The organism is Niallia sp. WK069_GA_01 (assembly GCF_983173855.1).
In genome coordinates this window covers 4,103,606-4,130,344 of record NZ_OZ470138.1, presented here as the reverse complement: position 1 = coordinate 4,130,344, position 26,739 = coordinate 4,103,606, and the positions used below count along the sequence as shown (strand labels likewise).

The window sequence follows — 26,739 nt, the reverse complement described above, 5'->3', positions numbered from 1 at the left end:
TAATAATGATTTTTTTTATTTTTTTATCTATTAAAATATTCTTATAAGCATCTGAAAGGTGGACATAGTAAGTATGAATAAACCAACGCAAACTACTTTTTTAAGAGCAGCAAAGGGAGAAGAAACCGAGTTTGTTCCTGTTTGGTATATGCGTCAAGCTGGACGATCACAGCCAGAATATCGAGCAATTAAGGAAAAATATTCTCTATTTGAAATTACCCATCAGCCAGAACTCTGTGCTTATGTTACAAAACTTCCTGTTGATCAATATAATGTGGATGCTGCGGTTCTATATAAAGATATTATGACTCCATTGCCTGCAATAGGAGTTGATGTAGAAATAAAATCAGGAATCGGTCCGGTTATTGCGAATCCAATCACATCCTTTCAAGATGTTGAAAAATTGGGCATACTTCAGCCGGAACAAGATATTGCTTATGTTCTGGATACCATTAAATTATTAACAACAGAACAGCTTACGGTTCCATTGATCGGCTTTTCTGGAGCTCCTTTTACACTTGCCAGCTATATGATTGAGGGCGGACCTTCGAAAAATTATCATAAAACAAAAGCATTTATGTATGCAGATCCGAAAGCATGGTTTGCCCTTATGGAAAAATTAGGGGATATGGTTATTGTCTATGCAAAGGCACAAATTAAAGCCGGAGCAAATGCTATTCAAATTTTTGACTCATGGGTTGGTGCATTAAATGTGGAAGATTACCGCATTTTTATTAAACCAATTATGACAAAAATTTTCTCCTCACTAAAAGAAGAGCAAGTTCCTTTAATCATGCATGGAGTTGGTGCTAGTCATTTAGCATTAGAGTGGAACAACCTTCCTTTAGACGTTGTTGGGTTAGATTGGCGTTTATCTATTAATGAGGCAAGGGAAAAGGGAATATCGAAGGCAGTGCAAGGAAATCTTGATCCTGCTGTTTTATTAGCTCCTTGGAATGTAATTGAAGAAAGAGCAAAGGGCATAATTGATCAAGGAATTAATAACCCAAACGGATTTATTTTCAATTTAGGACATGGTGTTTTCCCTGATGTAAATCCTGCTGTTTTAAAGAAATTAACAAATTTTGTACATGAATATTCAGCAGAAGCGATAAGAAATAAAGGATAAACTGACTACTACTGAAAGAGTGATAAAAATGAGCAAAAAACAAGTTGGACTTTTAGTAATGGCATATGGCACTCCTTATAAGGAGGAAGATATTGAAAGATATTATACACATATTCGTCACGGTAGAAGACCTACTGATGAAATGCTGGAAGATTTAAAAAGCCGTTATGAAGCAATTGGCGGAATTTCCCCTTTGGCAAAAATTACGCTAGAACAGGCAAAAAGCTTAGAATCTCATTTGAATTCACTTCAAGATGAAATCGAATTTAAAATGTATTTAGGGTTAAAGCATATTGAACCATTTGTAGAAGATGCTATTACTAGTATGCATAAAGATGGTATCACTGAGGCGGTAAGCATTGTTCTTGCTCCTCATTTCTCAACATTTAGCATTAAATCTTATAATGGTCGTGCGAAGGAAATGGCAGATAAATTGGGCGGTCTTACTATACATAGTATTGAAAGCTGGTATAAAGAACCGAAATTTATTCATTATTGGTCAGAAAAGGTAAAAGAAGTGTATGAAAATATGCCAAAAGAGGACAAAGAAAATGCTGCTTTAATTGTATCTGCACATAGTTTGCCAGAAAAAATTCTACAATCTGGTGATCCATATCCAAAGCAATTAAAAGAAACCGCAGATCTTATTGCAAAAGAAGCAAATATCTCTGCTTATTATATCGGATGGCAAAGTGCTGGAAATACTCCAGATCCATGGCTCGGACCAGATGTTCAAGACTTAACAAAGTCTTTGCATAAAAAGCATGGATATAAAGCATTTGTTTATGTTCCAGCTGGATTTGTATCTGACCATTTAGAGGTACTTTATGATAATGATTATGAATGTGCGATTGCAGCTAAAGCGGTGGGTGCTAATTATTATAGACCGTCCATGCCAAATGCGCAGCCGGAATTTATTGAGGCATTATCAACAGTTGTATTAAACAAATTAAAAGAGGTTGTTCAAAAAGTCCGGTAAAAATGACACGTCGAATTTCTTCGTTGGCTTCACTTTTCTGCTTCTCACGTCTCAACTAGAGGATCTTCCACTAAAAACGCTTACGTCCTGTGAGCAACGTGGAAGTCATCACATCCTGTGAAAGGGCGATGCTCAAAGTGAAGCCGCCTTGAACTTCTTGGTCCTTTTTATCCTCCTTTTTGAACACGCACTAAAAGTTTATGCAAATTAACAAGTATTTTCGGACGTATGTGCAGAAAATAGATAAAGCCCAAATGATTTTGTTAGGAAAATCTTTGGGCTTTTTGCATGAGGTCAGAGAAAGTCGTTTCAAAGACAAAAAGGATTTGTTTTATTCTTGAAATGAACTTGCCTGGAAAGAAACGATTTTTAAGTAAATCTTTTAAGGAGAATAAAAGCAAATTTGTTTCTTATGTAGTATTTATTCTTGCATGGGGGAAATGGTTATGTTATATTCATAAACGTACTAAATGACCGAAAGTGATTTTTGGTCATTTTTAATAAGATGAGAAATTTATAATAGAAACGAAGCAGCAGATTATTTATTTTTTCTATTTCATGAGGTGATTTATTTGGCAGTCGATCGTAAAAAACAAATTATTGATGCAGCAGCTAAATCTTTTACGATGTTTGGCTATAAAGCAACAACAATGGATCAAGTGGCTAAAATTGCTAATGTAGGGAAGGGGACTATTTATACTTTTTTTAAGAATAAGGAAGAGCTATTTGCGGAAATCATTACTGGACTTATTCAAGAAATGAAAGAGGCAGCAGATGAGTCCTTTAATCCGGAAAATCGTTTTATGGAAAATGTTCATCAAACATTAATGAAAATGCTTGAGTTCCGTAGACAACATCAGTTGACAATAAAGCTTTTTCAAGAACAAAAGGAAATGGGGACATTAGAAGTAAAAGAAGTAATTGATAGACTGGAAAATGCTGTTATTAATTATATTAAGATTCGTGTTCAGGAAGCTATTGATAAGGGAGAAATACAGGATTGTGATACGGAGTTAATAGCATTTTTAATTTTTAAATTATATCTGGCATTAATCTTTGATTGGGAAAGGAATCATTCTCCTCTTCAAGCAAAAGAAATAGCAGTTTTTTTTGAAAATACATTATTTAAAGGATTGTCCATATAAGATAATCCTCTTTTTAAGAATGAAAATGACTAATTGAATATTACGGTCAATATGATGGGGTGGACTAATATGAAACAAAGTTTATTAAAAGCAGAACTATCCTCAATTTTTAAAAATAAAATGAAGCTTATTTCTATTATTGCGATTATTTTTATTCCTATTTTATATTCAGGTGTTTATTTATGGGCATTTTGGGATCCATACGGTCACTTAGAAAAGCTTCCTGTCGCTGTAGTTAATGAAGATAGTGGAGCAAAAATGGATAGTAAAAAGCTGGAATTAGGGAAAGATTTAGTTGAAAATTTAAAAGACAGTGATGAGTTTGCTTTTACATTTGTAAATAAAAAAGAAGGCTATAAAAATTTAAAAAATCAAAAATACTATATGCTTATTGAAATTCCAAAGGATTTTTCTGAAAATGCAACAACACTTCTTGATAATGATCCGAAAAAATTAGATTTAATTTATGTTTCCAATCCTGGTTATAACTTTATTTCCTCGCAAATTGGAAATTCAGCCATCGAAAGAATTAAAGAAGGGGTAAGTAAAGAGATAACAGAAACATATGCTAAGTCCGTTTTTGATAATATTGGTGAGATGGCTGACGGATTGAAAAATGCAAGTAATGGAGCGAAAGATTTAGAAAAAGGAACCTCTAAAGTTAATACAGGTTCGAAAGATGTGTATAATAACTTGGCTACTCTTGCTGAAAAGTCAATTGAGTTTAACGAAGGAGTCTCTTCTGCAAATTCTGGTGCAAAAAAACTCTTAAATGGAGCGGAGGGGTTAGCCGGGGGATTAGGACAGCTACAGAATGGTCAAAAGGATCTGTCTAATGCTGCTACTAAATTACAAGCTGGTGATCAAGCGATTCTGAACGGCATCGCTCAAACCAGTGAGGGGATAAACACAGTACAAGGCAGTATCCCTTCATTAATTGATGGAACAAATAAATTGAAACAAGGCTCTGATTCTTTATCAGCTAATTTAAATAATTGGAGCGGTAAATCAATGGAGCTGGCAGAAGGTGCTAAGCAATTAAATGCTGGTACAAAGCAGCTTCAGGAAACGATTAATTCAATGATGCCGCTATTGCAAGGATTGCCTGAGGATAAACAAAATGAATTATTGGCAGCTCTTCAAGGGCTTGTTGATGGAAGTCAGTCTATTTCAACTAATACAGAGGCACTTGCGCAAGGAGCAAATCAGTTAGCAGCAGGCGGTGAAAGCTTATCTTCTGGATTAAATGAACTGAATCAAGGGCATGAAAAACTACAAAGTGGTGTTAATCAATTGGCTGATGGAAGCACAAAGCTGAAAGATGGGTCACTACAACAAGTAGAAGGACAGAAACAGTTCGTTGCAGGCATGGAGAAATACGGAACTGAGTTTTCAAAAGCTGCGGAAGGTTCTACTACGCTTGTGGGTGGTATGCAGTCGCTGTTAACTGGAATGAATACATTGGAATCTGGTTCTAACGCATTAACAAGTGGAGCGAGCAAGTTGAAAAATGGTTCAAAAGAACTGTCACAAGGTACAAATTCTTTGTTAGATGGCAGTAAAGAGCTTTCTAGCAAACTATCAGATGGAGCCAACGATGCAAGTTCGATTCATTCTGATGACAAAACATATAATATGATGGCAGAGCCTGTGAAAGTAAGTTCAGAAAAACTGACGGAAGTACCGAACTATGGTACAGGATTGGCACCATATTTCATCTCTTTAGGATTATTTGTTGGGGCGTTGATGTTGTCGATTGTGTTCTCCTTTAACGAACCAGAGGGAACCCCTAAAAATGGGATTAGATGGTTTTTAAGTAAAACGGTTATATTGGTGGCTGTTGGTATTCTACAAGCCCTTGTTGCTTCCTTTATTTTGCTGGAAGTATTAGGAATAGATGTGCAAAGTGTGCCATTGTTTATCTTATTTACTATTATTATTAGTATGGTCTTTTTCTCGATCATTCAATTTTTTGTAACTTTATTAGGGAATCCAGGTCGTTTTCTTGTTGTTCTGTTACTGATTTTTCAATTGACAACAAGTGCTGGTACATTCCCATTAGAATTAATTCCGAATTTCTTGCAGCATGTGCATGCATTATTGCCAATGTCATATTCAGTTGCAGGATTAAAAGCGGTCATTTCAAGCGGAGACTTCTCCTATATGTGGCATAACGCTACTATTCTAGCAATATATCCGATACTATTTATTACAGGAACAATGATATATTTTATTATCACCTTTAAACGAAAATACAAAGAGCCAGTTATGGACTAAAAGAATAGCCAAAAGGCCAAACTTTCAAATAAGGAAGTTTGGCCTTTTTAAGAGCATCACTTTTCAGGGTAGACACTCTTGCAAACAAAAATTCACATCATGAAGAATGAAGATAGGCGAGTATGAATGAGCGTGTTGATATGTTGAAGCAGGGAGCAGCCTGAATACACGAAGGCTCCTATGGGATGAGCGGGACAGACTCGGCGCCCGCCCCATGGAAAGCGAAGAGTATTTCCGGTATTTCCGGCTGCGAACTCATTGAGAGTGTAAGGAATACTTGTTTCAGGGAGTTACAAGAAAACATACTATTATTTCCAATAGAATAAAACTAGTGTAAAAAAAGTGAAGCAAATAGTAAAATTAAATATAGTAAAGAAAGACAGAAATATTCCTATTAGAAGAGTTATGTTACTATTAAAATAAAGAGACTAGAATAGGAAATATGAGGGGTGTTAACATGCTATTTATTGATAATAAAGGTATCACTGATCCAAGAATTAATTTAGCTATAGAAGAGTATGCTTTGAAAAATTTAGATATAAATGAAACATATCTTTTATTTTATATAAATAAACCTTCCATTATTATCGGGAAAAATCAAAATACCATCGAAGAAATAAATACAGACTATGTAGATGCAAATGGAATCCATGTAGTAAGAAGACTTTCCGGCGGTGGAGCAGTTTATCATGATTTAGGAAATTTGAATTTTAGTTTTATCACAAAAGACGATGGAGACAGCTTTCATAATTTCAGAAAATTTACTGAACCTGTTGTCAAAGCATTACAAAACATGGGCGTAAATGCAGAGCTAAGCGGTCGAAATGATTTGCTAGCAGAAGGCAGAAAGATCTCTGGAAATGCACAGTTTTCCACAAGAGGTCGAATGTTCAGCCATGGGACCTTGCTTTTTGATTCCGAGATGGAACATATTGTTTCTGCACTAAGGGTAAAAAAAGACAAGATTGAATCAAAAGGTATTAAATCAATAAGAAGTAGAGTTGCTAATATTACAGAATTTTTAACTAAAAAAATTACGATTGAAGAGTTTCGCAAGTTAATATTGACTCACCTTTTTGAAGGAGAAGACAAAATTCAAGAATATGTATTAACGGAAGAAGATTGGAAAAATATTCACGAACTTTCCAAAAAAAGATACCAAAACTGGGATTGGAATTATGGAAAATCCCCTAAATTTAATCTACAGCATTCCCATCGCTTTCCTGTTGGGCAAATTGACGTGCGCTTTGAAGTAACGAAAGGAGTCATAAAAAACTGTAAAATTTACGGCGATTTCTTTGGTGTAGGGGACATTGCAGATATAGAAAACAGATTAGTCGGTGTTCGTTATGATCGGGAAGAATTAGAAAAGGCGCTGGAAGAAACACCTATTAAGTATTATTTTGGTAATGTAACGAAAGACGATTTTTTACATCTGATTTATTAAGCAAATAGACTTACCCTTATAAGATATTCTTTCATAAGTATTTTCCACCGGCAACACATTGTTGTAGTGGATTATTCTCGGAAAGCATATCTTTTTTGTTTGGCGTTTATTTTCTATTTTCATAATTTCTAGTTCTAAACAGCAGATTTTGGACTAATTATTAGTAGTAGATGGTACAAGGTTAGGAGGGAGAAAATGGCTAGGAAAATTGGTTTTTATACCGTATTCTTTTATGTAGTGTACGGTTTATTTTTTTATTGGTATCTGTTTTACCATTCTCACACCGGGCTGCCGTTTGAATACCAGGGATCTGCAGCAGATCCAACGACTTTTTTAAATAGCAGAGAGCTTATGCTTAGTGAGGATTATTCCAAAATACGAAACTTTTTATTTTTTATATCAACTCCTTTTGAATGGGTTCTTTATATTTTTATTTTATTGTTTGGTTTGTCTGCATCTTTTCAGAAATGGGGAGAAGCTTCTGCCAAATATACATTTTTGCAAAAGGCAATTTATTTATTTTGGTTGAACTTAACAGCATATATTGCAACCTATCCATTAAGCTATATTAGCTATTCATTAGCTAAAACATATAACATATCTACACAAAGCTTTACTTCTTGGATGAAGGATGAGTTAATTGATTTTTGGGTTAATTTCGGTTTTTTATTTATCATTGTGTTAGTAGTTTATTGGCTGATGAATAAAAGCAAAAAGCGATGGTGGTTATACACTTGGTTGCTTTCTGTGCCATTTACTTTATTTATTACCTTTATTCAGCCTGTAATAATTGATCCATTATATAATGACTTTACCCCATTGCAAAATCAGGAGCTGGAAACGAAAATATTAGAGTTGGCAAGACAGTCCAATATTCCAGCTGAACATGTTTTTCAAGTGAATATGTCTGATAAAACAAATGCATTAAATGCTTATGTAACAGGTATAGGCAGCAATTCTAGAATAGTTCTTTGGGATACAACATTAACGAAATTAAAAGATAAGGAAATTTTATTTGTGATGGCACATGAAATGGCCCATTATGTAGAAAAACATATTTATATAGGCATTGCACTTTCCTTATGTTTATCTTTTATCGGTTTATATATAATTTATAAAGCAATGCATATTATTGTAGCAAAATGGGGAAAAGCATTAAGAATAGGGAAGGTGGAAGAAATTCGTTCCTTACCATTAATGCTTGCATTGATTTCTTTACTATTCTTTTTAGTCAGCCCAGTTACAAATACAATATCTAGATATGAGGAAAAAAGAGCAGATCAATATGCTATTACTCTAACAAATGATGCGGATGCTGGTATAACTACTTTTCAAAAATTAACAAAGTCTGGACTAAGCGAGGTAAATCCACCATTTTTGGTAAAAGTATTTCGTTATAACCATCCAACGATGCTAGAAAGAATTACTGCTTTAGAAGAAGCGAGTATTCTACAAAAAAATAGAAAAAAATAGTATTTAATTAGCACGATAAAAAAGAATGAGGCTGGGACATAACTAAATAGATAATAGGTAAAGACGGACATTCTCTAATTTAGCACGTAAATGGTTACTTCCCTATACTGGTTATTTATGTTTTTCATCTAGTTAACTCAAACTTCGCACCTTCAAATTCGTTTGAAAGTCTTGATATTACTCGGTTTAGAACTATAAAATGGGAGGCTTGTTTTTTAAAAGGTGAGAAAGTATCTATTTTTTGAAATGTGAAGGCTGTCTAGCTTCGCCGTACAGGATGTACAAGTGCCGGCCAAGACATAAGGACGTGGCGTATTTAGCCGGTCAGCGCCTAGCCCCAGTGAGTATTGCCTCCAGCCTCTAAAAGTAAAAAAACACTTTTTGAGTCTGGAGAACATTTTTCTTCGGGGCTAAACAAGGCGCTTGCGCATTTCTTATGGGGTTGCTTTTCACTACGGGTTGCTTCGCTTTCCGCGGGGTGGGAGCTCTGAGCCTCCTCGGCGTTGCCTTGCGGGGTCTTTAGCCTTCCCACATTTCCCGCAGGAGTCTTCGCACCCTCCGTTACAAGCAACCTGTTTTAGAATAAGTTCTTGTCTTCGAATTTCATTACAAGATATGATTGCTAAACCATAGTAGCGTTGTTTTTTTATGTTATTATTCAACGTTGTTCTACCAAAATATGCCGTTTTTAGTCTATTCTATAAGGTGGACGTTTTCACTAGTTCAACGACAGCAACTAATGGATCAAAAACTGCTTGATTGGAGTGTAAGGTGCGAGACTCCTGTGGGATTAGCGGGTTAGATGAGACCTAAGCAGGCGCTTGCGCCGAGGAGGCTCATCGCACGCCCCACGGAAAGCGAGCATCCTGAAACGAGAATCATGCCCCTATTTATAAGGTATAATGTTTGCAAGATTAATCAATCATCCTTTTCTCATTGCTCTAAACCAAGTAATAGCAATACATGAAGACGAAGTTATAACTGCGAAGTTTTAGTAGTTAAGTATTAAAAACTATGTTGTTCCACTTCGTTTTTAAAGGTTATTTTCTAAAACCTGAAAGCGAAGTGTATGCAGGCTGCGGGTGATTATCACAATTTACATAAATAAAAAACCCAAACACTGATACGAAATTTTTTACAACTTCGTATCAGTGTTCGGGTTTATCTTCGGCTGGAATACTTATGTCCCGGCTTCACTCTTTTTTTGTTTAATTACCGAAGCGCTTACATAATTTATTGAACTTTAAACTTAGTTCTAAAAATAACTCTTTATTGTGTTCGTCAATGGCTTGATCAATGAGGATCATTAAACTTGCTTTTTCCGTGTTTAATTGTATTTCAGAAAGCAGCATATCAATGTAGAGGTCCATCACATAAGTTTCTTTCTCTTTACTTTTGTTCATTGCATTTAACTTGGTTAACTCAGTGTACGACTTTTCATTCATACTATTCACCCCTGATACCTTTTTAATATTATATGGAAGAATTAGATAAATATCAATTATTTTTTTAAAAAATTCAGAAAATAATTATAAAGTATGAATAATTTTAGAAAAAATAGAATATTCAAACAATTAGTAGGATTATAGTGCTATTATGTGTGCATATTAAAAAAGGAGTGGATATAATTTGGAAAATGTTAAAGAAATATTGGATATCTATGAAATTAATTTGCACACAAGTGCAATTATGCCTTTTATCACAAACGAAGGAAAAGTTTATTCAAAAATATATGAAGGTCCTAATATATTCATCTGCAGGGAATGCCCTACTAAAATTATTGAATGGAGTTGCATATTTTTAGGATGTTCCTATGATGGAAAAAGAAAAGCTACTCGTTTTCTTATGAACTATAATTATAAATTGCCTGTTTCAATTGATTCTAAAAATACCATTTATTTTTTTCCTACACATTCTCCATCAAGTCCATCCTGTGTTTGGGTTTCCTTACATAATATTTTGGAAAATAGAGAAGTGGAACCATTAAAAACACTTATTACCTTCAAAAATTATCAACAAATAACAGTGGATATTTCCATGCACTCCCTTAATAATCAAATACTGAGAGCAAATTCTCTGCAAAATGTCCTTACTCATAACCATGATAAAATCCGAGAGTCTTTCAATCTATACAGTGATAAAGATAATAATAGGCATTCCCGTAAAAAGAAAAAGGATGAGGAAGAATATTAAGTGATAAGTTTGAGGTTGGCATCCTCCTTACAGCGTTTATACAGATAAAATTGTAATAATTCTTGTACTTTATTTCGGAGGCGGGGATTAAAATAATTATGATATTCCTCATATCCCTTATATAGAAATAAAAACACCGTAAAAGCATCATCCCGTGTTGTCTCTTGTATTTTCATATTATGATTTTTCATATATACTTTCGTTTCCTTTAACTCCAAATGGATTGTCTTCATAGTGATAGTAATAAGTTCGATGTATGGCTTTTCTAATTTAAAGGTATTTTTTTTTATAAGAAGAAGATCACGATTAAGTATGGTTAACAGCATAGGAAAATAAATTGCCTGTTCCATGATATGTCTGTCTTTTTCAGGGATTCTGGTCACAGTATAAATCAACTCCTTTTGAGCGGTGTAGAACAAATGTTCTTTTTTTATGATAGATGATTTCTTATTCTTTTTCAAGTAGGTTAGTAGCTCTCACTCGTATAAAGCGAATGGATACTCGGTAAGAAACTGTATATGCTTTTTTAAAACAATAAATAGTGTTATTTTTAAACACGCACTATTAATAAACTCAAATTAATAAAAAAATATACAGGGATACGGAGGGAAATTATTTCAGTTGTCGAAATAATAAGTTACATACATATGGAAGGAAGAATGAGATGAGTGAAAAAAAGAAGATTGTTGCAGAAAGCTTATATCATCTAAAATCAGTTGTTGATCCGCAACTAGCTATTGACGGAAAGGGATGTCTATTTGTTGTGACATCTATTTCAGAAGAGAGTGATAAATACTATTCGAATCTATATTATAAAAATTTAGAAAGAGAAGAAGAAGCTGTTCAGTGGACATTTGGAGAAAATAAAAATTATTCACCAAAATGGTCGCCAGATGGTAAGGAGGCTGCTTTTGTTTCCAATCGAACAGGAAAAAATCAAATCTATTTGCTAAACCGCAATGGTGGAGAAGCGAAACAACTTACCTTTGTTAAGAATGGGGCCACAAATCCTGTTTGGTCACCAGATGGTAAAGAGATTGCTTTCCAAACAACAATCAGAAAACAAGAGAGCATTCAAGAGAAAGAAAATAAGAAAGAAACAGAAAAGAAATTAGTTCCTTTAGAAATAGACAAGATGAAATACAAATCAGATGGAGCTGGTTTTTGGGATGGAAGCTATCAGCATATAGCTGTATTAAATATCGAGTCAGAAGAAGTAAAGGAAATTACTTCTGGAGAAAATGATTACATCTTACAAAGCTGGTCCCCAAATGGAAAGTACTTAGCAGTTTCTGCAAATCTAAATGAAGACAAGGATTTTAGTTTTGTATCTGATGTCTTTTTATATGAAGTGGAAACAAAGGAATGGCATAAAATTACGAATAGCACGGGCTATTTTGGTGATGTAACGTGGTCGCCGAATAGTTTGAAGATAGGGTTGATTGGAAGCGAAAGAGAGTATGAAAATGCAACATTGTCTAAGTTATGGGTGTATGATTTAGAAATAGATCACTTACAATGCTTAACAGCAGACTGGGATGTAAATGTCGGCGATTATGCAATTGGAGATTTTCAACAAGGCAGTGTTACTCCAGGCATGTTATGGGGAGCTGATAATGAGAGTTTTACTTTTTTAGCTAGTGACCATGGAAATACAATCGTTTATTTTGGAAATATATCTGGAGCGATTTATCCATCATTAATTGATAATCAACATGTATATGGGCTATCAACAGGCGGAAGCTTAAAGCAAGCAGTTGTGGCTATCAGTAAACCTGCTTATCCAGGCGACTTATTTCTATTAAGCTTGGAGACTGGTGATCTTACACAATTAACAAATGTAAATAAGAGATTCTTAGAAGCGTATAGATTTGCAGATGCAGAATCCATTCAATTTCAGGCAAGAGATGGATGGGAATTAAATGGATGGTTAATGAAGCCCGTTGATTTTAAAGAAGGGGAGCGTTATCCTCTCATTCTTGAAATTCATGGCGGCCCTCATGCAATGTATGCAAATTCCTATTTTCATGAATTTCAAACATTAACTGCTAATGGGTTTGCTGTATTATATATAAATCCTAGAGGTAGTCATGGATACGGGCAGCAGTTTGTTGATGCTGTTAGAGGAGATTATGGCGGTAAAGATTATGAAGATGTTATGGATGCAGTAGATTATGTATTAGCAAACTATGATTTTATGGATGAGACTCGTTTAGGCGTGACAGGCGGAAGTTATGGCGGCTTTATGACGAATTGGATTATTGGACATACGAATCGCTTTAAAGCAGCTGTCACACAACGTTCTATTTCAAACTGGATTAGTTTTTATGGGGTTAGTGATATTGGTTATTATTTTTCTGAATGGCAAATAAAAGCTGATCTAAATGATATAGAAACATTGTGGAAGCATTCACCGCTTGCTTATGTTAACAAAATAGAAACACCATTACTAATTTTACACGGAGAAAAAGATTTTCGCTGTCCAATCGAACAGGCTGAACAGCTATATATTGCATTAAAGAGACAAAAGAAAACAACTAAATTTATTCGCTTCCCGGAGTCTAACCATGAGTTGTCAAGAAGTGGAAAACCAAACTTGCGAATAGAGCGATTGAATTATATTAATAATTGGTTTAAAGAATACTTAGGATAAAAAGAAATATCCCAATTGCTAAGCGTAAACTCAAGCAATTGGGGTGTTTTTTTTGTGCATAATGAAAAAATGTTGAAAAACGGTATTTTCTGATATGATAATAGAAAGAAATAACAAAATTTAAGCAATTTCCAAGTTGTAGTGTGTGTTCAAAAAAAATTAGTGTAATTATAGGAAGGGAAGGAAAGAATTGTACTAATATACAGGTATAACTCTTATCACAAACCTTTTATTAACATAAGTTTAATTAATTATAGAAGAGAAGGGAAAAACTAGGTATGGAGAGAACTCAATATAAGAAGAGCAATCGAAAAAGAAGAAGGCTGAGAAAAGGGAGATTTTTTGGTTTTTTACTTGTATTATTTATCATTACGATAACAACGTATAGCATTGTTCAATATAAACAAGGTGTTAAACAATCGATGAAAAATGGAGCGGGTCAAAAGGTTAATTATGAATTTAATGGGGAAAAGGACAAAAATGGAGGAACGAATATCCTCTTATTAGGCAGTGATGCTCGAGAAGGAGATCAACATTCACGAACAGATACGATTATGATTGCACAATATCATCCAGAAAAGGGTACATATAAGATTATTTCTTTAATGAGAGATATGTATGTGGATATTCCTGGACATGGAAAAGGCCGCATTAATTCCGCATTCAGTATTGAAAAAGAAGGTCCTGAATTGTTAAGAAAAACGATTAAAGAAAACTTTAATATTGATTTGCAGTATTATGCAATTGTTAACTTTAAAGGTTTTGAAGAACTAATTAATGAGGCATTTCCAGAAGGTGTAGATATGGATGTAGAAAAGAAAATGTCTAAAAATATTGGTGTTACATTAGAGCCTGGTTTGCAGAAGCTGAATGGAAAGCAGCTGCTTGGATATGTTCGTTTTCGTCATGATGCTATATCTGATTTCGGAAGGGTAGAAAGACAGCAGAAAACATTAAAGGCACTAGCATCGCAAGTATCGGGTGTACAAACTGTTGCTAAATTCCCAAAGTTGGTTGGTGTTATGATGCCATTTATCAATACAGATATGAGCACAGGCAAGTTAATATCAATAGGGAACAAGCTCGTAACAAAAAAGGATGCAGATGTTGAATCATTAAGAATACCGGTGGATGGAACATTCCAAAATGCAACAGTAGGTGGAGCAGCAGTATTAAGTGTAGATTTAGAGCAAAATAGGCAGGCAATAGAAGAATTTTTAGCCAAGTAAATTAGTAGACATTTATTCAACAAATTTTGCATCATGGCGCTCGAAAAGATGCAGGGTGCTTAAGTTTTACAAGGCCGGCATACACGAAGACTCCTATGGGATTAGCGGGACAGGCGATGCTCCGAGGAGGTTCGGCGACCGCCTCATGGAAAGCGAAGGCGGACTTATTGAGAGAGCCAAAGCCTTTTTTCAGGGTAGCTTGTGTGAACACAAAAATTACGTAGATATGCCCATCGTCTTTTTAAATGTATGGTTGAGTAATAAAAGAAGATGGTGGGAAAAGTATATAATTTAATTGCGTAAAGAATGGCAAGGAGTTTTTTTATGGATATGGAAACAATTAAAGCATGGTTTACAATTGAAAATATTATGCATTTAATTGATAGTTATCGTTCTTTTGGACCACTTCCAGGAATTTTACTACCAATGCTTGAAGCATTTATTCCATTCTTGCCATTGTTTTTATTCATTATGGCGAATGTAAATGCATTTGGTTTTTGGTTTGGTTTTCTTTATTCTTGGATTGGCACATGTGGAGGAGCATTGTTAGTATTTCTATTGGCTAGAAGGTATGGCCAAAAAAAATTATTACGTTTTATTAGAAATCATAAAAAGGTGCAGAAACTCATGGCGTGGATTGAAAAACATGGATTTGGACCATTGTTTATTCTTTTATGCTTTCCCTTTACTCCATCCGCATTAGTTAATATTGTAGCCGGATTATCAAGAATTGGAGTGGGTCAATATTTTCTTGCCGTTATTGCAGGGAAATTAGTAATGATTTTTACTATTAGTTTTATTGGATATGATTTAAAGTCGATGATTGCCCAGCCATTGCGTACGATTCCTGTAGCGATAGCAATTCTGATACTGTGGTATGTCGGAAAACGGGTAGAAGCCAAAATGAACCATACAAGTGAAGGAAAAGAAAGAGAAAAGGCATAAAAAGAAGGATTTAGTGCTCTTGGAGGAGATAATCAGTGAAAGAAGCGTTTAAAAAGGAAAGCATAGAATGGCTGAAGGCACTAGCTGTCGGCGGTGTCATTTTTATCTTAATTCGTGCTTTTTTCTTCTCCAATTATGAGGTGGAGGGAGAATCGATGATGCCCACATTGCAAAATGGAAATAAGTTGGTCGTGAATAAAATAGGGTATAAAGTTCGTGACTTTCACCATTTTGATGTTATTGTCTTCCATGCAAATAAAAAAGAAGACTATGTAAAAAGGGTTATTGGTATTCCCGGAGATAAAGTGGAGTATAAGGATGATCACTTGTATATAAATGGAGAAATGTATAGAGAATCTTTTTTAGATCGCTATCGTAAGCAAGTGGCAGCAGGCCGACTGACAGGTGATTTTACTTTGAAGGAAATCACCGGTAAAAGCAGTGTTCCTAAAGATATGTTGTTTGTATTAGGTGACAATCGTTTAGGAAGCTGGGATAGCAGGCATTTTGGATTTATCCCGATCGATCAAGTAGTGGGAAAAGTGAGTTTGCGCTATTGGCCATTAGATGAATTTCAGTTTTCCTTTTAAAAAAGAACTCATCGGGTTCTTTTTTTGTTTTTGAATCGTTTTAGGTAAAGAAGAACTTAAACACGAACTTATAAGAACATTCGTTTGTATGTTATGATGATTATAGAAGTATAAAAGGTAGGAGAGGAGAGCTAGTATGTCCGTACGATTATTAGTTGGTCGGGCTGGTAGTGGAAAAACGACTCTTTGTATAGAAGAAATTCGCCAGAAGCTATTAGCAGATCCAGAAGGCAATCCTATTATTTATTTAGTGCCAGATCAGATGACATTTCTATCTGATCAGCGTTTAGTTACAAGCAAAGGAATCGGAGGAATGTTCCGCGCCCAAACATATAGTTTTACTAGACTTGCATGGAGAATTTTACAAGAAACAGGCGGAATTAGCCGTTATCATATAAATAGTGTTGGCATCAGCATGCTCATTCGCAAAATAATTGAAGAAAATAAAGAAGATCTAACCTTGTTTAAAAAGGCGGCAGATAAAACTGGATTTATTAGTCAGGTAGAGCAGCTTATAACGGAATTTAGAAGATATTGTGTAACCCCAGAAGAATTAATAACCAAACAAGACGAGTTGTCCTCTGGTGCCGGTTTAAATAAAGTACTGGAGAACAAGCTTCATGATTTAGAGCTGATTTTTGAGAAATTCGAAAAAAATATAATCGGAAAATATATCGACAGCGAAGATTATTTTCGTCTGCTTGCAGAAAGCATTTCAGCTTCAGCCTATTTACAAAAAGCAGAAATATATATCGATGGATTCTACAGTTTTACACCACAGGAATATTTAATTATTCAACAATTAATGAATACTTGCAGTAATGTAACGATTACATTTACTTTAGATAAACCGTATAAAAATGAAATTCCGAATGAACTTGATTTATTTCGTATGTCTGGAGAGACATTTCAGACGATTTATACAATGGCAAAACAATTTGGACTTAAAGTGGAAGAAACCATTCTTCAAGAAGTAAAACGAAGCAAACAGGAATCATTAAATCATTTAGAGGCTTATTTTGACAGCAGGCCATATAAAGCATTTGAAGGAGAAAGTGCGGTCCATTTTGCTGAAAGTGTGAATCCAAGGGCAGAAGTGGAAGGAATAGCAAGAGAAATATTAAAGCTTATTCGTCAGAAAAATTATCGCTATCGGGATTTTAGTTTGCTTTCACGGAATATGGCCGAATACCAAAATATTATTGAAACTATTTTTACAGACTATCAGATTCCGTTTTTTATTGATCAAAAAAGAACGATGCATTTTCATCCATTGATAGAACTGATTCGGTCCTCATTGGAGATTTTCGAAACAAATTGGAGATATGAGCCAGTATTCCGTGCCATTAAAACAGAATTGTTGTTTCCTTTGCATGAAGAAAAAGATAGGTTGCGAGTAAAAGTCGATCAGTTAGAAAACTATTGTTTAGCTAACGGAATAAAAGGCGATAAGTGGACAAAAAGGGATCGCTGGAAATATAGAAGATTTCAAGGTTTGGATTGGGAGCAAGGTGTACAAACAGATCAGGAGAGAAAGATTGAGCAAATATTAAATGAAATCCGGCTGTCCTTAACAGCGCCGTTAGTACGATTAGGAAAAAGGTTAAAGCGAGCAAAATCCGGACGTTCGAAATGTGAGGCATTGTATTTATTTTTAGAAGAATTAGAAGTTCCGACAAAATTAGAGAATTGGAAGACTGAATCAGAACAAAAAGGCGAGCTGGTAAAAGCGAGTGAACATGATCAAGCATGGAACAGCATAGTCGATTTATTGGATCAGTTTGTAGAAATGCTTGGAGAAGAGAACATCACAAATAAGCAATTTGCCGCTATTCTCGATGCTGGACTTGATACGCTACGTTTCTCTCTTGTTCCACCAGCTATTGACCAAGTTCTAATTGCAGATTTAGAGAAATCTCGTTTAGATCATGTAAAGGCAGCTTTTGTCATTGGCTTAAATGAAGGCGTATTTCCATCTAGGTTTGCCGATGAAGGCATATTTGCAGATAGTGACAGAGAAAGTCTCATTATGAGTGGAATGAAGATTGCACCAACAAGTAAAACAAGATTATTAGACGAAGAATTTCTCGCTTACAAAGCATTTACGACACCATCTGAACTTCTTTATTTAACCTATCCATTAGCAAATGACGAGGGAAAGTCATTATTACCCTCTGTTTATATAAAAAGAATGAGAGAGCATTTTCCTCATGCAGAGACCGTTTATTTTATGGCGGATCCAAAAGAGTTAGGAGAAACAGGGCAGCTTGATTATGCCGTGCAGTGGAAAACAAGCTTATCTTACCTAACAGGACAGCTGCAATTGAAGAAGCGAAATTATCCTATTTATGACTTTTGGTGGGATGTTTACAATGCTTATATGGATAATCACGGCTGGAAGGATGCAGCCACAAAGGTTTTTTCCAGCTTAACGTATCAAAATTCTACAAAGCCATTAGCAGAAACAACAAGTAAAGAGCTATATGGGGAAACGATAACAGCCAGTGTATCGCGTATGGAACTATTCCAGTCCTGTCCATTTTCTCATTTTGCCAATCATGGATTAAAGCTTCGGGAACGGCAAGTGTTTCGGTTAGAAGCACCAGCCATTGGAGATTTATTTCATGCAGCTTTAAAGTCGATTGCAGAAACGGTTCTCCAAGAAAAGTTATTATGGTCTGATTTAACGAGAAAACAATGTGAAGGCTTGGCGAAAGATGCCGTAGATATGTTAGCACCAAAGCTGCAGAATGAAATTTTATTGAGTACGAATCGACATCATTATATTAAGAGAAAGCTCGAACAAATTATAAGCAGAGCTTCTTATATTTTGAGTGAACATGCGAAGTTAAGCGGATTTTCACCAATTGATTTAGAGCTGGAGTTTGGTCCAAAAGGAAAGCTTCCTTCCCTTTCATTTCCGTTGAGAAATGGCAGTAAGATGGAATTAGTTGGCAGAATAGATCGGGTCGATAAAGGGGAAGTCGATAACGAAGTGTTTTTGCGTGTCATTGATTACAAATCAAGTGCACATGAACTAAATATGAATGAAGTGTATTACGGATTATCTCTGCAAATGCTTACGTACTTAGATTTGATCATTACAAACAGCGAACTGCTAGTGGATAAAAAAGCGAATCCGGCAGGTGTTCTTTATTTCCATGTTCATAATCCGATGCTTACTAGTAAAAGGATTTTAACATTAGAGGAAATAGAAGAAGAATTATTAAAAAAGTTTAAGATGAATGGTTTAATGCTTGGAGAAGAAAATGTGATTCGTTTGATGGATGCAACATTGGAAAAAGGTGATTCAGCTATCATTCCAGCAGGAATTAAAACAGATGGAACATTATCTAAACGCTCAAAAGTTGCTTCAAAAGAAGACTTTCATCATTTACAACAGTTTGTTCGCCATAAGTATGTGGATGCTGGAAATAAAATTACTGGTGGAACGGTCGATATAGCACCATATAAATTAAAGGAAAAAAAGCCATGCACGTTTTGTGCATTTAAATCAGTCTGCCAGTTTGATGAGGCAATTGAATCAAACCAATTCCGCCAATTGACAACCTATTCAAAAGAAGAGGCGCTTGAATTGATTAAAAAGGAGGCAAATAGACATGAGGAAGGCTGAAATTCCTGTAAAACCGAGTGATGTGACATGGACAGATGATCAGTGGAATGCCATTATGACAAGCGGGCAGGATATATTAGTCGCAGCGGCGGCAGGATCAGGGAAGACTGCTGTATTAGTAGAAAGAATGATTCGGAAAATTGTATCAGAAACTCCTATTAATGTAGATGAATTATTGGTCGTAACGTTTACGAATGCATCAGCTGCTGAAATGAAGCATCGAATTGGGGATGTTTTGGAAAAAGAAATGAATGCCAACCCTCATTCCATGCATATAAAAAAACAATTGGCATTGTTGAATAAGGCGCATATTTCCACCATCCATTCCTTTTGTTTAGAAGTGATTAGGAAATACTATTATTTAATTGATTTGGATCCAGGTTTCCGAATTGCAGATGAGACAGAAGCACAACTGCTTCGAGATGAATGTTTAGAAGAGCTGTTTGAAGAAGAATATGGAAAAAATGGAAATAATGCATTTTTTGACCTTGTCGACGCATTTACAAGTGATCGCAGCGATGATGCTTTACAAAGAATTATACAAGAGGTATATGATTTTTCTCGGGCTAATCCATTTCCGAGTGGTTACTTATCATCTGTTACAAAGATGTATAAGATAGAAGAAGATTGCAGAGTGGAAGACCTGCCTTTTGCTAAAGAACTATTATTTGATATTGAACTTCATTTAGAAGGAGCCAAGCAGCTGCTGGAGTATGGCTTAGAATTGACAAAACTTCCAGGCGGTCCTGCACCTAGAGCCAGCAATTTTTCAGATGATCTTGCTCAAACGGAAGTACTAGTGCAGGCAAAAAATGATGGTTGGCAGACGTTGTATGAAGGGATGCAATTACTAAAATTTTCGCGGGCAAAGCCGTGTAAAGGCGATGATTATGATCCTGCTCTAGTGGAAGAAGGGCAGCAAGTAAGGGACCGGGCAAAAAAAATTCTGCTGGAAATGCAAAGTGAATTATTTTCACGGATGCCGCAAAGCTTTTTAAAAGATATAAAGGAAATGAAACCATATATCGAAACACTTGTTGCGCTAGTTCAGGCCTTTTCTAATCGTTTTCAAGCAGCGAAGGCGGAAAAAGGGCTTGTCGATTTTGCTGATTTAGAGCATTATTGTTTAGAAATTTTAAATGATCCCACTGCTGAAGAGGAGCATCTGCTTAGGCCTTCTGCTGCAGCACAATATTATCGGGAGCAATTTAAAGAAGTTTTAATAGATGAATATCAAGATGTAAATTTAGTGCAAGAATCAATTCTTCAGCTTGTAACAGCAGACGAGGAAGCCAGTGGGAATTTATTTATGGTGGGCGACGTCAAGCAGTCTATTTATCGATTTCGTTTAGCAGAACCTAATTTATTTTTAGCAAAATATCTCCGTTTTCAAGAGCGTGATGATTCAGGCTATAAAATTGATTTAGCTAAAAATTTTCGCAGCAGAAAAGAAATATTGCACGGCACCAATTATTTATTTAAACAAATAATGGGAGTGCAAGTTGGTGAAATTGAATACGATGAAAGTGCTGAGCTTGTCAAAGGTGCTGCTTATCCAGAGGAGATTCCTTATCCGATTGAAGTAATGCTTATTAATCAAAAAGCAGAGGATAAACAGCCTAATGAGGGAGATGGCAGAGAGGAATTCGATGCACAAGAGCTGGAGCAATCCCAATTAGAAGCAAGGAGCATAGCCAAAAAAGTACATGAACTGTTTGAAAATAAACAGGAAGTGTACGATCCAAAAACGAAAAGCTACCGACCGATGATGTACAAAGATATGGTCATTTTGCTTCGTTCCATGACATGGGCGCCGCAAATAATGGAAGAGTTAAAGCAGTTTAATATTCCTACTTACGCTAATATAACAACCGGGTATTTTGAATCAACAGAAGTAAATATAATGATGTCTCTGTTGAAAGTAATTGATAATCCATATCAAGATATCCCATTAGCCTCTGTGCTTCGTTCGCCTATTGTTGGACTGAATGAGGAAGAGCTTAGCACGATTAGAATTTCCAAAAAACAGGGATCATTTTTTGAAGCGGTACAAGCCTTCCTTTATCAGCGAGCCAATAGGGAAGATGCTTTATTTGATAAAATAAAACCATTTTTTAATATGCTGGCAGATTGGCGTACACAAGCAAGGCAGGGGGCATTGTCTGAGTTGATTTGGAAATTATTCCGTGATACGCATTTTTATGATTTTGTCGGCGGACTGCCTGCTGGGAATCAGCGCCAGGCAAATCTGCGTGCACTTTATGACCGTGCTCGGCAGTATGAAGCAACGTCTTTTCGCGGTTTATTTCGTTTTTTGCGTTTTATAGAAAGAATGAGAGATAGAGGCAATGATTTAGGTGCGGCTAGGGCATTAACAGAGCAGGAAGATGTTATTCGCATTATGACTATTCACAGCAGTAAAGGCCTTGAATTTCCAGTTGTCTTTATAGCTGGACTGGGTAGAAACTTTAATACAATGGATTTAAAAAAATCATTCTTATTAGACAAAGATTTAGGATTTGCGACTAAATATATCAATGTACAAAACCGTATATCCTATCCATCTCTTTCACAAATTGCTTTTAGAAAAAAGAAAAAAATGGAACTGTTAGCGGAAGAAATGCGCGTATTATATGTAGCATTAACTCGAGCAAAAGAGAAATTGATCTTAATTGGTTCGGTTAATGATGTGGAAAAAGCGAAGCAAAAATGGGCACAAATTGCAGGGCATGGAAATTGGCTGTTAAATGAGTTTGACCGTGCCTCAGCGAATTCCTATTTGGATTGGATTGGTCCTGCTTTAGTGAGGCATCAAGAGAATGTATTGCTGCATCCAGAAAAATGGCATGCACATAATGACATAGCGGAACATTCTTCTTCATGGAATATACGCATTCTTGCAAAAGAAGAAGTGCTTAGTTATACAATAAAGCAAGAGGAAGAGCAAGATAATTGGTTGGAGAAAGTAATAAGCGGCCAAAAAGTAAACATAAGTTCTCCCTATAATGAGCAGATTCAGCAAACATTAGCATGGAAGTATTCTCATGTAGACAGCACGGTCTATCGTTCCAAACAATCTGTTTCTGAGTTGAAAAGACAAAGTGAAAGTATAGACGAAGAAAGTGGAACAGAACTGCTGCAAAAATGGAGCAAATCAATATGGAATCGACCAAAATTTATGCAGGAAAAAAAATTAAGTCCTGCTGAAAAAGGAACAGCAATGCATATGGTTATGCAGCATGTTGATTTGCAGGCGGAAATTACGTCCTATTCGATTGAATGCTTGCTGGAAGATATGCTGAGAAAAGAATTAATCACCTCAGAGCAGGCTGAAGTGATTGAGCCAACAGCAATAGTATCCTTTTTCGAATCAAAAATTGGGCAAAGGATGCTGCATGCAAATAAACTAGTGCGAGAAATTCCTTTTAATATTGCGTATCCGGCAAGTCAAGTATATGCAGATTGGGCAGGCGAAGACGAATCAATCTTAGTTCAGGGGATTATTGATGTATACTTTGAAGATGATGAAGGTTCGGTTCTGCTTGATTATAAAACAGATACGATAACCGGAAAGTTTAAAAGTGGCTATGAAGAAGCAAAGCCCGTTTTAGAAGTGAGATATGAAAAGCAACTAGAGTTGTATGCAGAAGCTTTAGAAAAAATGTTAAAACGCAAAATCGATGAAAAATATTTGTTCTTTTTTGATGGAGCACATATTTTAACAATGTAAAAGATAAGGGGAAAAACTGCCTTGACAATGAAAAATTGTTGGGCAGTTTTTTGTATGATTGAGCTAATCCGTATTACTACAAATAAAATACAATAAGCCATCGACCTTCCACAGGATGTGATGAATTAAACATTGCTAAAAGGTGAATCGCTTTTAGTTAAAGTTCCTCTAGTTAAATAAATACGTGAGAAAGCGACGTGTCATTTTACAGGACTTTTTGAACAACCTCTATAAAAACTATTTATGATAAGATGGACAAAGCGAGGATACAATTTTAGTAACGAACAATGTTTAAAGACTTTCTTAGTGGGGAGAGGTTTAAATTGTTAATAAGAAAAGTAGAAGAAGACGATCTTCAAGATATATTAACCATCTATAATCAAGGAATTGAAGATAGAATAGCAACCCTTGAAATGGAACAAAAAGATGCAGCATATATAAAGTTTTGGTTCCAAAATCATCAAAGTCGCTATTGTGCTATTTTGGCAGAAAATAAGGAAGGAAAGGTTGTTGGCTGGGCTTCCATTAGTCAGTATAATGCCCGTCCAGCTTATGATGGAGTAGGAGAATTATCTATCTATGTACATAGAGACTATAGAGGAAAAGGAGTTGGTAAATTGTTATTAAAAAGAATAGAACATGAAGCAATTTCCAACCAATTTTATAAATTAGTGCTATTCACCTTCCCTTTTAATGAGTTGGGACAAGGACTCTATCATAAAATGAAGTATAGAGAGGTAGGCATCTTTAAAAATCAAGGAATAGTAGATGGCCAGTTTGTCGATATAATGATTATGGAAAAATTATTGTTTCCTTCGGAGTCCTGATATCCCCTAGTAGAAAAATCACCTTTGTTAAGACAAAGGCGATTAGAAATAAACTATAGATAGACACTCTTATTTTACTCGATTGAGAGTTTAATTGTTCGCAACATTTGGCTGATCAAGCAGACTAGTATCGATATAGTTGCTGGCGCTTAAGCCATTATTGGTAATAATGAATGCCCCAGTATTAGAAGTACCGGAACCTAAAGTAGCTTTTGAGTTGCCTTTTGGGGATATAAACAGAGAGTCTCCAAACTGTACTACTCCATCTGCAATATTTACAATTTGTACAGGACCTATTATAGCTGGCAAAATAATTCCTCCTTTTTCTATAAGGTAAGAAAGTATAAAATTTTTCAACTTAGATTAGTGTCTAGTTCTAGCGCCTAACCCCTGTGAAAGATAACCTTTTGCCTCTAAAAGTAAAAGACACTTTCTGAGTCATGAGAACATTTTTCTTCGGGGTTGAACAAGGCACTTGCGCTTTTCTTCATTAGCTGATTTACTTATTAACTTCTGTTTTTTGATCTAAATGGATTTCGTTTGGATCTTGTAAAAGTATTTGAGCACTTCCATTTGACTTTGCTTGTGGATTTGATACCTGTCTAATATGTTTTATTCTTGTTTCTGCATACAGATGGGAACAATTTCCGATTTGAAATAAGGAAGAAGCAGATACCCCAATTATATAAATATTATTTACTTTAATAATTGGTCTAACATTTTCAAATTGACAAACTATATTTTCTTGAATAGGAGGAAGCGGGATCGGTTCAAAAAAGACGGGATAGTCATTAAATGATCCTTCTATTCCATAAAAAAGTTTCTTTTGCCTTTGTACGGCTAAAGCTCGAGAAAATGCTTGGAAGTATGAAGCATCGCCAATCTCTAAAAAGGAAGAGAACGATAAAGTGGAAACCTTCAGACGGTCAACAACAGATGTTCTTTGCAGCATTTTAAGTTATCCTTTCGGAATCAACGGTACAAATGGACCGATAATCAGCGATTCAGCAGGTGTATCAAAGGTAGAAGCGAGCTGAATGGTTTGCGTATCGCCAATTAAGCAAATGGAGGAACTCGATACCCCGATAATGCGAATATCACCCACTTGTAAATCTCTATTATAGACTTGAAAGTTCATACATCTTTTCTCCCCTTCATGTTATCTGGAATATTACTTAAGAATAAATGAACCCCATTAACCATTTCCTCTTTTAACGATGTGATGACCTTTTCCGAAAATACTGCTGGATCTTCTTCGTTTGTTCTTTCCTGCTGCTGAAGATAATAGGTGATTCTCGTATGCAATTGTTTGGTGATATCTTCTTGGATAAACGTTATATATCCTTCATCCTCTTGTAAACCAAGTTCCTTTTGCTTTTGGATAATCATTTCAGGTAATTCCAGTTGAATAAACTGGTGCATCGCTTCTTCTATTTCCATTGAACGGTTCATCATTTGTTTCGGATCAGCAGGTGGATAATAGGCGCCTTTTGGATTAATAGGGTTAACAGGACCATTTGGATTAATAGACAATTCTTCAATTTTTTCTAAATCTGCAGGATTAAGACCAATATTTAATGTTCCTTCTAACGTCTCAATTTTCAGCTGATCAAAACTGTAATCAATCCGATCAACATGAATAGAAGGTTTTTCTTTCATTGAGGTTAGATCACTTGTTAATGTAGTGACCGTTTGTTCTAACTTTTTGATTCTTTTTTCAAGATATTGCAAGTAAGAGCGCATCTGTTCACTATATTGGTAAAAATCTTGGGACATAAAAGATACCTCCTTTATTACGCTTTAGAAGGAGCTTGCAAGGGAACAGAAGGAGAAAAAATCAAATCTTGGTCGCTAGCTGTCCCAAGTCCAGATTCAGGCAGCGAATTGGGAGCAGCCTCACTAAAACCTCCTGTATTATATAAATAGGAGGCTGGTTTTATGATTCCTGCACTACCTACTTGAAAAACGGAAGAATTGGTAATCCCGCCGATTTTAATCGTATTAATTGTGATTGACTGTTGAATAAAATAATTCATCCCTATCACCTTAAACTTTCTTCTTAGGCATTTAAAAAGTTCGCCTGGTCTACTCCATCATTATCAAATGTATTCGTGGAGCTTTGATAATTGGTTATATTTAATCCATCTCCTGTATTAAAAGAACCAGATCCAGAAAACGTTTTGGCGTTAGAAATGGGCATCATTTTATATACATCTCCAATATTAAAAATAGAGCTACTCCCAACGGAAATTACTTGAGCCACTCCAACAATAGCGGGCATGATCAACATCCTTTACTTAAGATTCTTTTTACATACTATGTTGAATGGTTAGAGTGGTGATACATTCGCCTAAATCAATTATGCTCTCCTGTTAAGAATATGCAGGGCAGAGGTTGGACTATAACCGAACAATAGAAAAGGTTTTTCAAATGGTTTAGAGGGAGTAGAATTTGGAAAAAGAAACCGAATAGGGAGGATTGTAAGCCT

At 35.4% G+C, this 26,739-nt stretch carries 22 protein-coding genes; 14 read left to right on the top strand and 8 right to left on the bottom strand.

Annotation, left to right across the window (positions count from 1 at the left end; genetic code table 11):
- The first annotated feature begins 73 nt into the window (after positions 1 to 73).
- From hemE to AC5LWL_RS19225, 6 genes are all read left to right on the top strand, one after another.
- Positions 74 to 1,129, top strand: coding sequence for a uroporphyrinogen decarboxylase (gene hemE, locus AC5LWL_RS19250; RefSeq protein WP_493435821.1), 1,056 nt, complete (start codon positions 74 to 76; stop codon positions 1,127 to 1,129).
- A 28-nt stretch (positions 1,130 to 1,157) separates the two neighbouring features.
- A complete protein-coding gene (gene hemH / locus AC5LWL_RS19245) occupies positions 1,158 to 2,108 on the top strand; it encodes a ferrochelatase (protein WP_493435820.1) in 951 nt (316 codons plus the stop codon).
- 572 nt (positions 2,109 to 2,680) lie between these two features.
- Positions 2,681 to 3,253: a TetR/AcrR family transcriptional regulator gene (locus tag AC5LWL_RS19240; protein WP_493435819.1), complete on the top strand. Its 573-nt coding sequence runs from the start codon at positions 2,681 to 2,683 to the stop codon at positions 3,251 to 3,253.
- A 69-nt stretch (positions 3,254 to 3,322) separates the two neighbouring features.
- Positions 3,323 to 5,530 (top strand): YhgE/Pip family protein, encoded by a 2,208-nt coding sequence (locus AC5LWL_RS19235; protein ID WP_493435818.1) that lies wholly within the window; start codon positions 3,323 to 3,325, stop codon positions 5,528 to 5,530.
- Between the two features lie 457 nt (positions 5,531 to 5,987).
- Positions 5,988 to 6,977 carry a lipoate--protein ligase gene (lplA, locus tag AC5LWL_RS19230; protein ID WP_493435817.1) on the top strand — a complete coding sequence of 330 codons (990 nt, stop codon included), beginning with the start codon at positions 5,988 to 5,990 and terminating at the stop codon, positions 6,975 to 6,977.
- A gap of 195 nt (positions 6,978 to 7,172) precedes the next feature.
- A complete protein-coding gene (locus AC5LWL_RS19225; protein WP_493435816.1) occupies positions 7,173 to 8,450 on the top strand; it encodes a M48 family metallopeptidase in 1,278 nt (425 codons plus the stop codon).
- A 1,208-nt stretch (positions 8,451 to 9,658) separates the two neighbouring features.
- Here AC5LWL_RS19225 and AC5LWL_RS19220 read toward each other — a convergent pair.
- Positions 9,659 to 9,895 carry an IDEAL domain-containing protein gene (locus tag AC5LWL_RS19220; protein WP_493435815.1) on the bottom strand — a complete coding sequence of 79 codons (237 nt, stop codon included), beginning with the start codon at positions 9,893 to 9,895 and terminating at the stop codon, positions 9,659 to 9,661.
- A 184-nt stretch (positions 9,896 to 10,079) separates the two neighbouring features.
- On the opposite strand from AC5LWL_RS19220, the gene AC5LWL_RS19215 reads away from it, so the two are divergent.
- Complete coding sequence (locus AC5LWL_RS19215) at positions 10,080 to 10,643, top strand: competence protein ComK (RefSeq protein WP_493435814.1); 564 nt, start codon at positions 10,080 to 10,082, stop codon at positions 10,641 to 10,643.
- Here the strand turns inward: AC5LWL_RS19215 and AC5LWL_RS19210 are convergent.
- The gene (locus AC5LWL_RS19210) at positions 10,640 to 11,026 is read right to left on the bottom strand and encodes a YhjD family protein (RefSeq protein ID WP_493435813.1); all 387 of its coding nucleotides are present in this window, start codon (positions 11,024 to 11,026) and stop codon (positions 10,640 to 10,642) included. The two genes, AC5LWL_RS19215 and AC5LWL_RS19210, sit on opposite strands and share 4 nt — an antisense overlap.
- 281 nt (positions 11,027 to 11,307) lie before the next feature.
- On the opposite strand from AC5LWL_RS19210, the gene AC5LWL_RS19205 reads away from it, so the two are divergent.
- The 7 genes from AC5LWL_RS19205 (at position 11,308) to AC5LWL_RS19175 (ending at position 24,251) form a co-directional block, all read left to right on the top strand.
- Positions 11,308 to 13,296, top strand: a complete 1,989-nt coding sequence (locus AC5LWL_RS19205) for a S9 family peptidase (protein WP_493435812.1) — start codon at positions 11,308 to 11,310, stop codon at positions 13,294 to 13,296.
- Positions 13,297 to 13,574: 278 nt separating this feature from the next.
- Positions 13,575 to 14,525: an LCP family protein gene (locus tag AC5LWL_RS19200; protein WP_493435811.1), complete on the top strand. Its 951-nt coding sequence runs from the start codon at positions 13,575 to 13,577 to the stop codon at positions 14,523 to 14,525.
- A gap of 324 nt (positions 14,526 to 14,849) precedes the next feature.
- Complete coding sequence (locus tag AC5LWL_RS19195; protein WP_493435810.1) at positions 14,850 to 15,470, top strand: TVP38/TMEM64 family protein; 621 nt, start codon at positions 14,850 to 14,852, stop codon at positions 15,468 to 15,470.
- Between the two features lie 35 nt (positions 15,471 to 15,505).
- Complete coding sequence (lepB, locus tag AC5LWL_RS19190) at positions 15,506 to 16,060, top strand: signal peptidase I (RefSeq protein WP_493435809.1); 555 nt, start codon at positions 15,506 to 15,508, stop codon at positions 16,058 to 16,060.
- Positions 16,061 to 16,196: 136 nt separating this feature from the next.
- Positions 16,197 to 19,694 (top strand): helicase-exonuclease AddAB subunit AddB, encoded by a 3,498-nt coding sequence (addB, locus tag AC5LWL_RS19185; protein ID WP_493435808.1) that lies wholly within the window; start codon positions 16,197 to 16,199, stop codon positions 19,692 to 19,694.
- The gene (addA, locus tag AC5LWL_RS19180) at positions 19,681 to 23,424 is read left to right on the top strand and encodes a helicase-exonuclease AddAB subunit AddA (RefSeq protein ID WP_493435807.1); all 3,744 of its coding nucleotides are present in this window, start codon (positions 19,681 to 19,683) and stop codon (positions 23,422 to 23,424) included. The genes addB and addA overlap by 14 nt, the downstream gene beginning before the upstream one ends.
- A gap of 287 nt (positions 23,425 to 23,711) precedes the next feature.
- Positions 23,712 to 24,251: an arsinothricin resistance N-acetyltransferase ArsN1 family A gene (locus AC5LWL_RS19175; RefSeq protein WP_493435806.1), complete on the top strand. Its 540-nt coding sequence runs from the start codon at positions 23,712 to 23,714 to the stop codon at positions 24,249 to 24,251.
- 90 nt (positions 24,252 to 24,341) lie between these two features.
- Here the strand turns inward: AC5LWL_RS19175 and AC5LWL_RS19170 are convergent, their stop codons facing one another.
- The 6 genes from AC5LWL_RS19170 to AC5LWL_RS19145 form a co-directional block, all read right to left on the bottom strand.
- Positions 24,342 to 24,560 carry a spore germination protein gene (locus tag AC5LWL_RS19170; RefSeq protein ID WP_493435805.1) on the bottom strand — a complete coding sequence of 73 codons (219 nt, stop codon included), beginning with the start codon at positions 24,558 to 24,560 and terminating at the stop codon, positions 24,342 to 24,344.
- 190 nt (positions 24,561 to 24,750) lie between these two features.
- Positions 24,751 to 25,203 (bottom strand): spore germination protein GerPE, encoded by a 453-nt coding sequence (locus AC5LWL_RS19165; RefSeq protein WP_493435804.1) that lies wholly within the window; start codon positions 25,201 to 25,203, stop codon positions 24,751 to 24,753.
- 6 nt (positions 25,204 to 25,209) lie between these two features.
- The gene (locus tag AC5LWL_RS19160) at positions 25,210 to 25,389 is read right to left on the bottom strand and encodes a spore gernimation protein GerPD (RefSeq protein ID WP_493435803.1); all 180 of its coding nucleotides are present in this window, start codon (positions 25,387 to 25,389) and stop codon (positions 25,210 to 25,212) included.
- Positions 25,386 to 26,027 (bottom strand): spore germination protein GerPC, encoded by a 642-nt coding sequence (gerPC, locus tag AC5LWL_RS19155; RefSeq protein WP_493435802.1) that lies wholly within the window; start codon positions 26,025 to 26,027, stop codon positions 25,386 to 25,388. The genes AC5LWL_RS19160 and gerPC overlap by 4 nt, the downstream gene beginning before the upstream one ends.
- A gap of 17 nt (positions 26,028 to 26,044) precedes the next feature.
- Entirely contained in the window at positions 26,045 to 26,287 is a 243-nt protein-coding gene (locus AC5LWL_RS19150; protein WP_493435801.1) for a spore germination protein GerPB, read from the bottom strand.
- Between the two features lie 23 nt (positions 26,288 to 26,310).
- Positions 26,311 to 26,532 carry a spore germination protein gene (locus tag AC5LWL_RS19145; RefSeq protein WP_493435800.1) on the bottom strand — a complete coding sequence of 74 codons (222 nt, stop codon included), beginning with the start codon at positions 26,530 to 26,532 and terminating at the stop codon, positions 26,311 to 26,313.
- Positions 26,533 to 26,739: the final 207 nt, after the last annotated feature.

What these genes read in the sequence shown, in the direction of transcription:
- addB (WP_493435808.1), top strand. Translation starts at nt 16,197, where the DNA reads ATGTCCGTACGATTATTAGTTGGTCGGGCTGGTAGTGGAAAAACGACT.
- AC5LWL_RS19205 (WP_493435812.1), top strand. Translation starts at nt 11,308, where the DNA reads ATGAGTGAAAAAAAGAAGATTGTTGCAGAAAGCTTATATCATCTAAAA.
- AC5LWL_RS19235 (WP_493435818.1), top strand. Translation starts at nt 3,323, where the DNA reads ATGAAACAAAGTTTATTAAAAGCAGAACTATCCTCAATTTTTAAAAAT.
- AC5LWL_RS19165 (WP_493435804.1), bottom strand. Translation starts at nt 25,203, where the DNA reads ATGCTGCAAAGAACATCTGTTGTTGACCGTCTGAAGGTTTCCACTTTA.
- addA (WP_493435807.1), top strand. Translation starts at nt 19,681, where the DNA reads ATGAGGAAGGCTGAAATTCCTGTAAAACCGAGTGATGTGACATGGACA.
- AC5LWL_RS19225 (WP_493435816.1), top strand. Translation starts at nt 7,173, where the DNA reads ATGGCTAGGAAAATTGGTTTTTATACCGTATTCTTTTATGTAGTGTAC.
- AC5LWL_RS19200 (WP_493435811.1), top strand. Translation starts at nt 13,575, where the DNA reads ATGGAGAGAACTCAATATAAGAAGAGCAATCGAAAAAGAAGAAGGCTG.
- AC5LWL_RS19220 (WP_493435815.1), bottom strand. Translation starts at nt 9,895, where the DNA reads ATGAATGAAAAGTCGTACACTGAGTTAACCAAGTTAAATGCAATGAAC.
- AC5LWL_RS19160 (WP_493435803.1), bottom strand. Translation starts at nt 25,389, where the DNA reads ATGAACTTTCAAGTCTATAATAGAGATTTACAAGTGGGTGATATTCGC.
- AC5LWL_RS19195 (WP_493435810.1), top strand. Translation starts at nt 14,850, where the DNA reads ATGGATATGGAAACAATTAAAGCATGGTTTACAATTGAAAATATTATG.
- lplA (WP_493435817.1), top strand. Translation starts at nt 5,988, where the DNA reads ATGCTATTTATTGATAATAAAGGTATCACTGATCCAAGAATTAATTTA.
- AC5LWL_RS19150 (WP_493435801.1), bottom strand. Translation starts at nt 26,287, where the DNA reads ATGAATTATTTTATTCAACAGTCAATCACAATTAATACGATTAAAATC.
- AC5LWL_RS19175 (WP_493435806.1), top strand. Translation starts at nt 23,712, where the DNA reads ATGTTTAAAGACTTTCTTAGTGGGGAGAGGTTTAAATTGTTAATAAGA.
- gerPC (WP_493435802.1), bottom strand. Translation starts at nt 26,027, where the DNA reads ATGTCCCAAGATTTTTACCAATATAGTGAACAGATGCGCTCTTACTTG.
- hemH (WP_493435820.1), top strand. Translation starts at nt 1,158, where the DNA reads ATGAGCAAAAAACAAGTTGGACTTTTAGTAATGGCATATGGCACTCCT.
- AC5LWL_RS19145 (WP_493435800.1), bottom strand. Translation starts at nt 26,532, where the DNA reads ATGCCCGCTATTGTTGGAGTGGCTCAAGTAATTTCCGTTGGGAGTAGC.
- hemE (WP_493435821.1), top strand. Translation starts at nt 74, where the DNA reads ATGAATAAACCAACGCAAACTACTTTTTTAAGAGCAGCAAAGGGAGAA.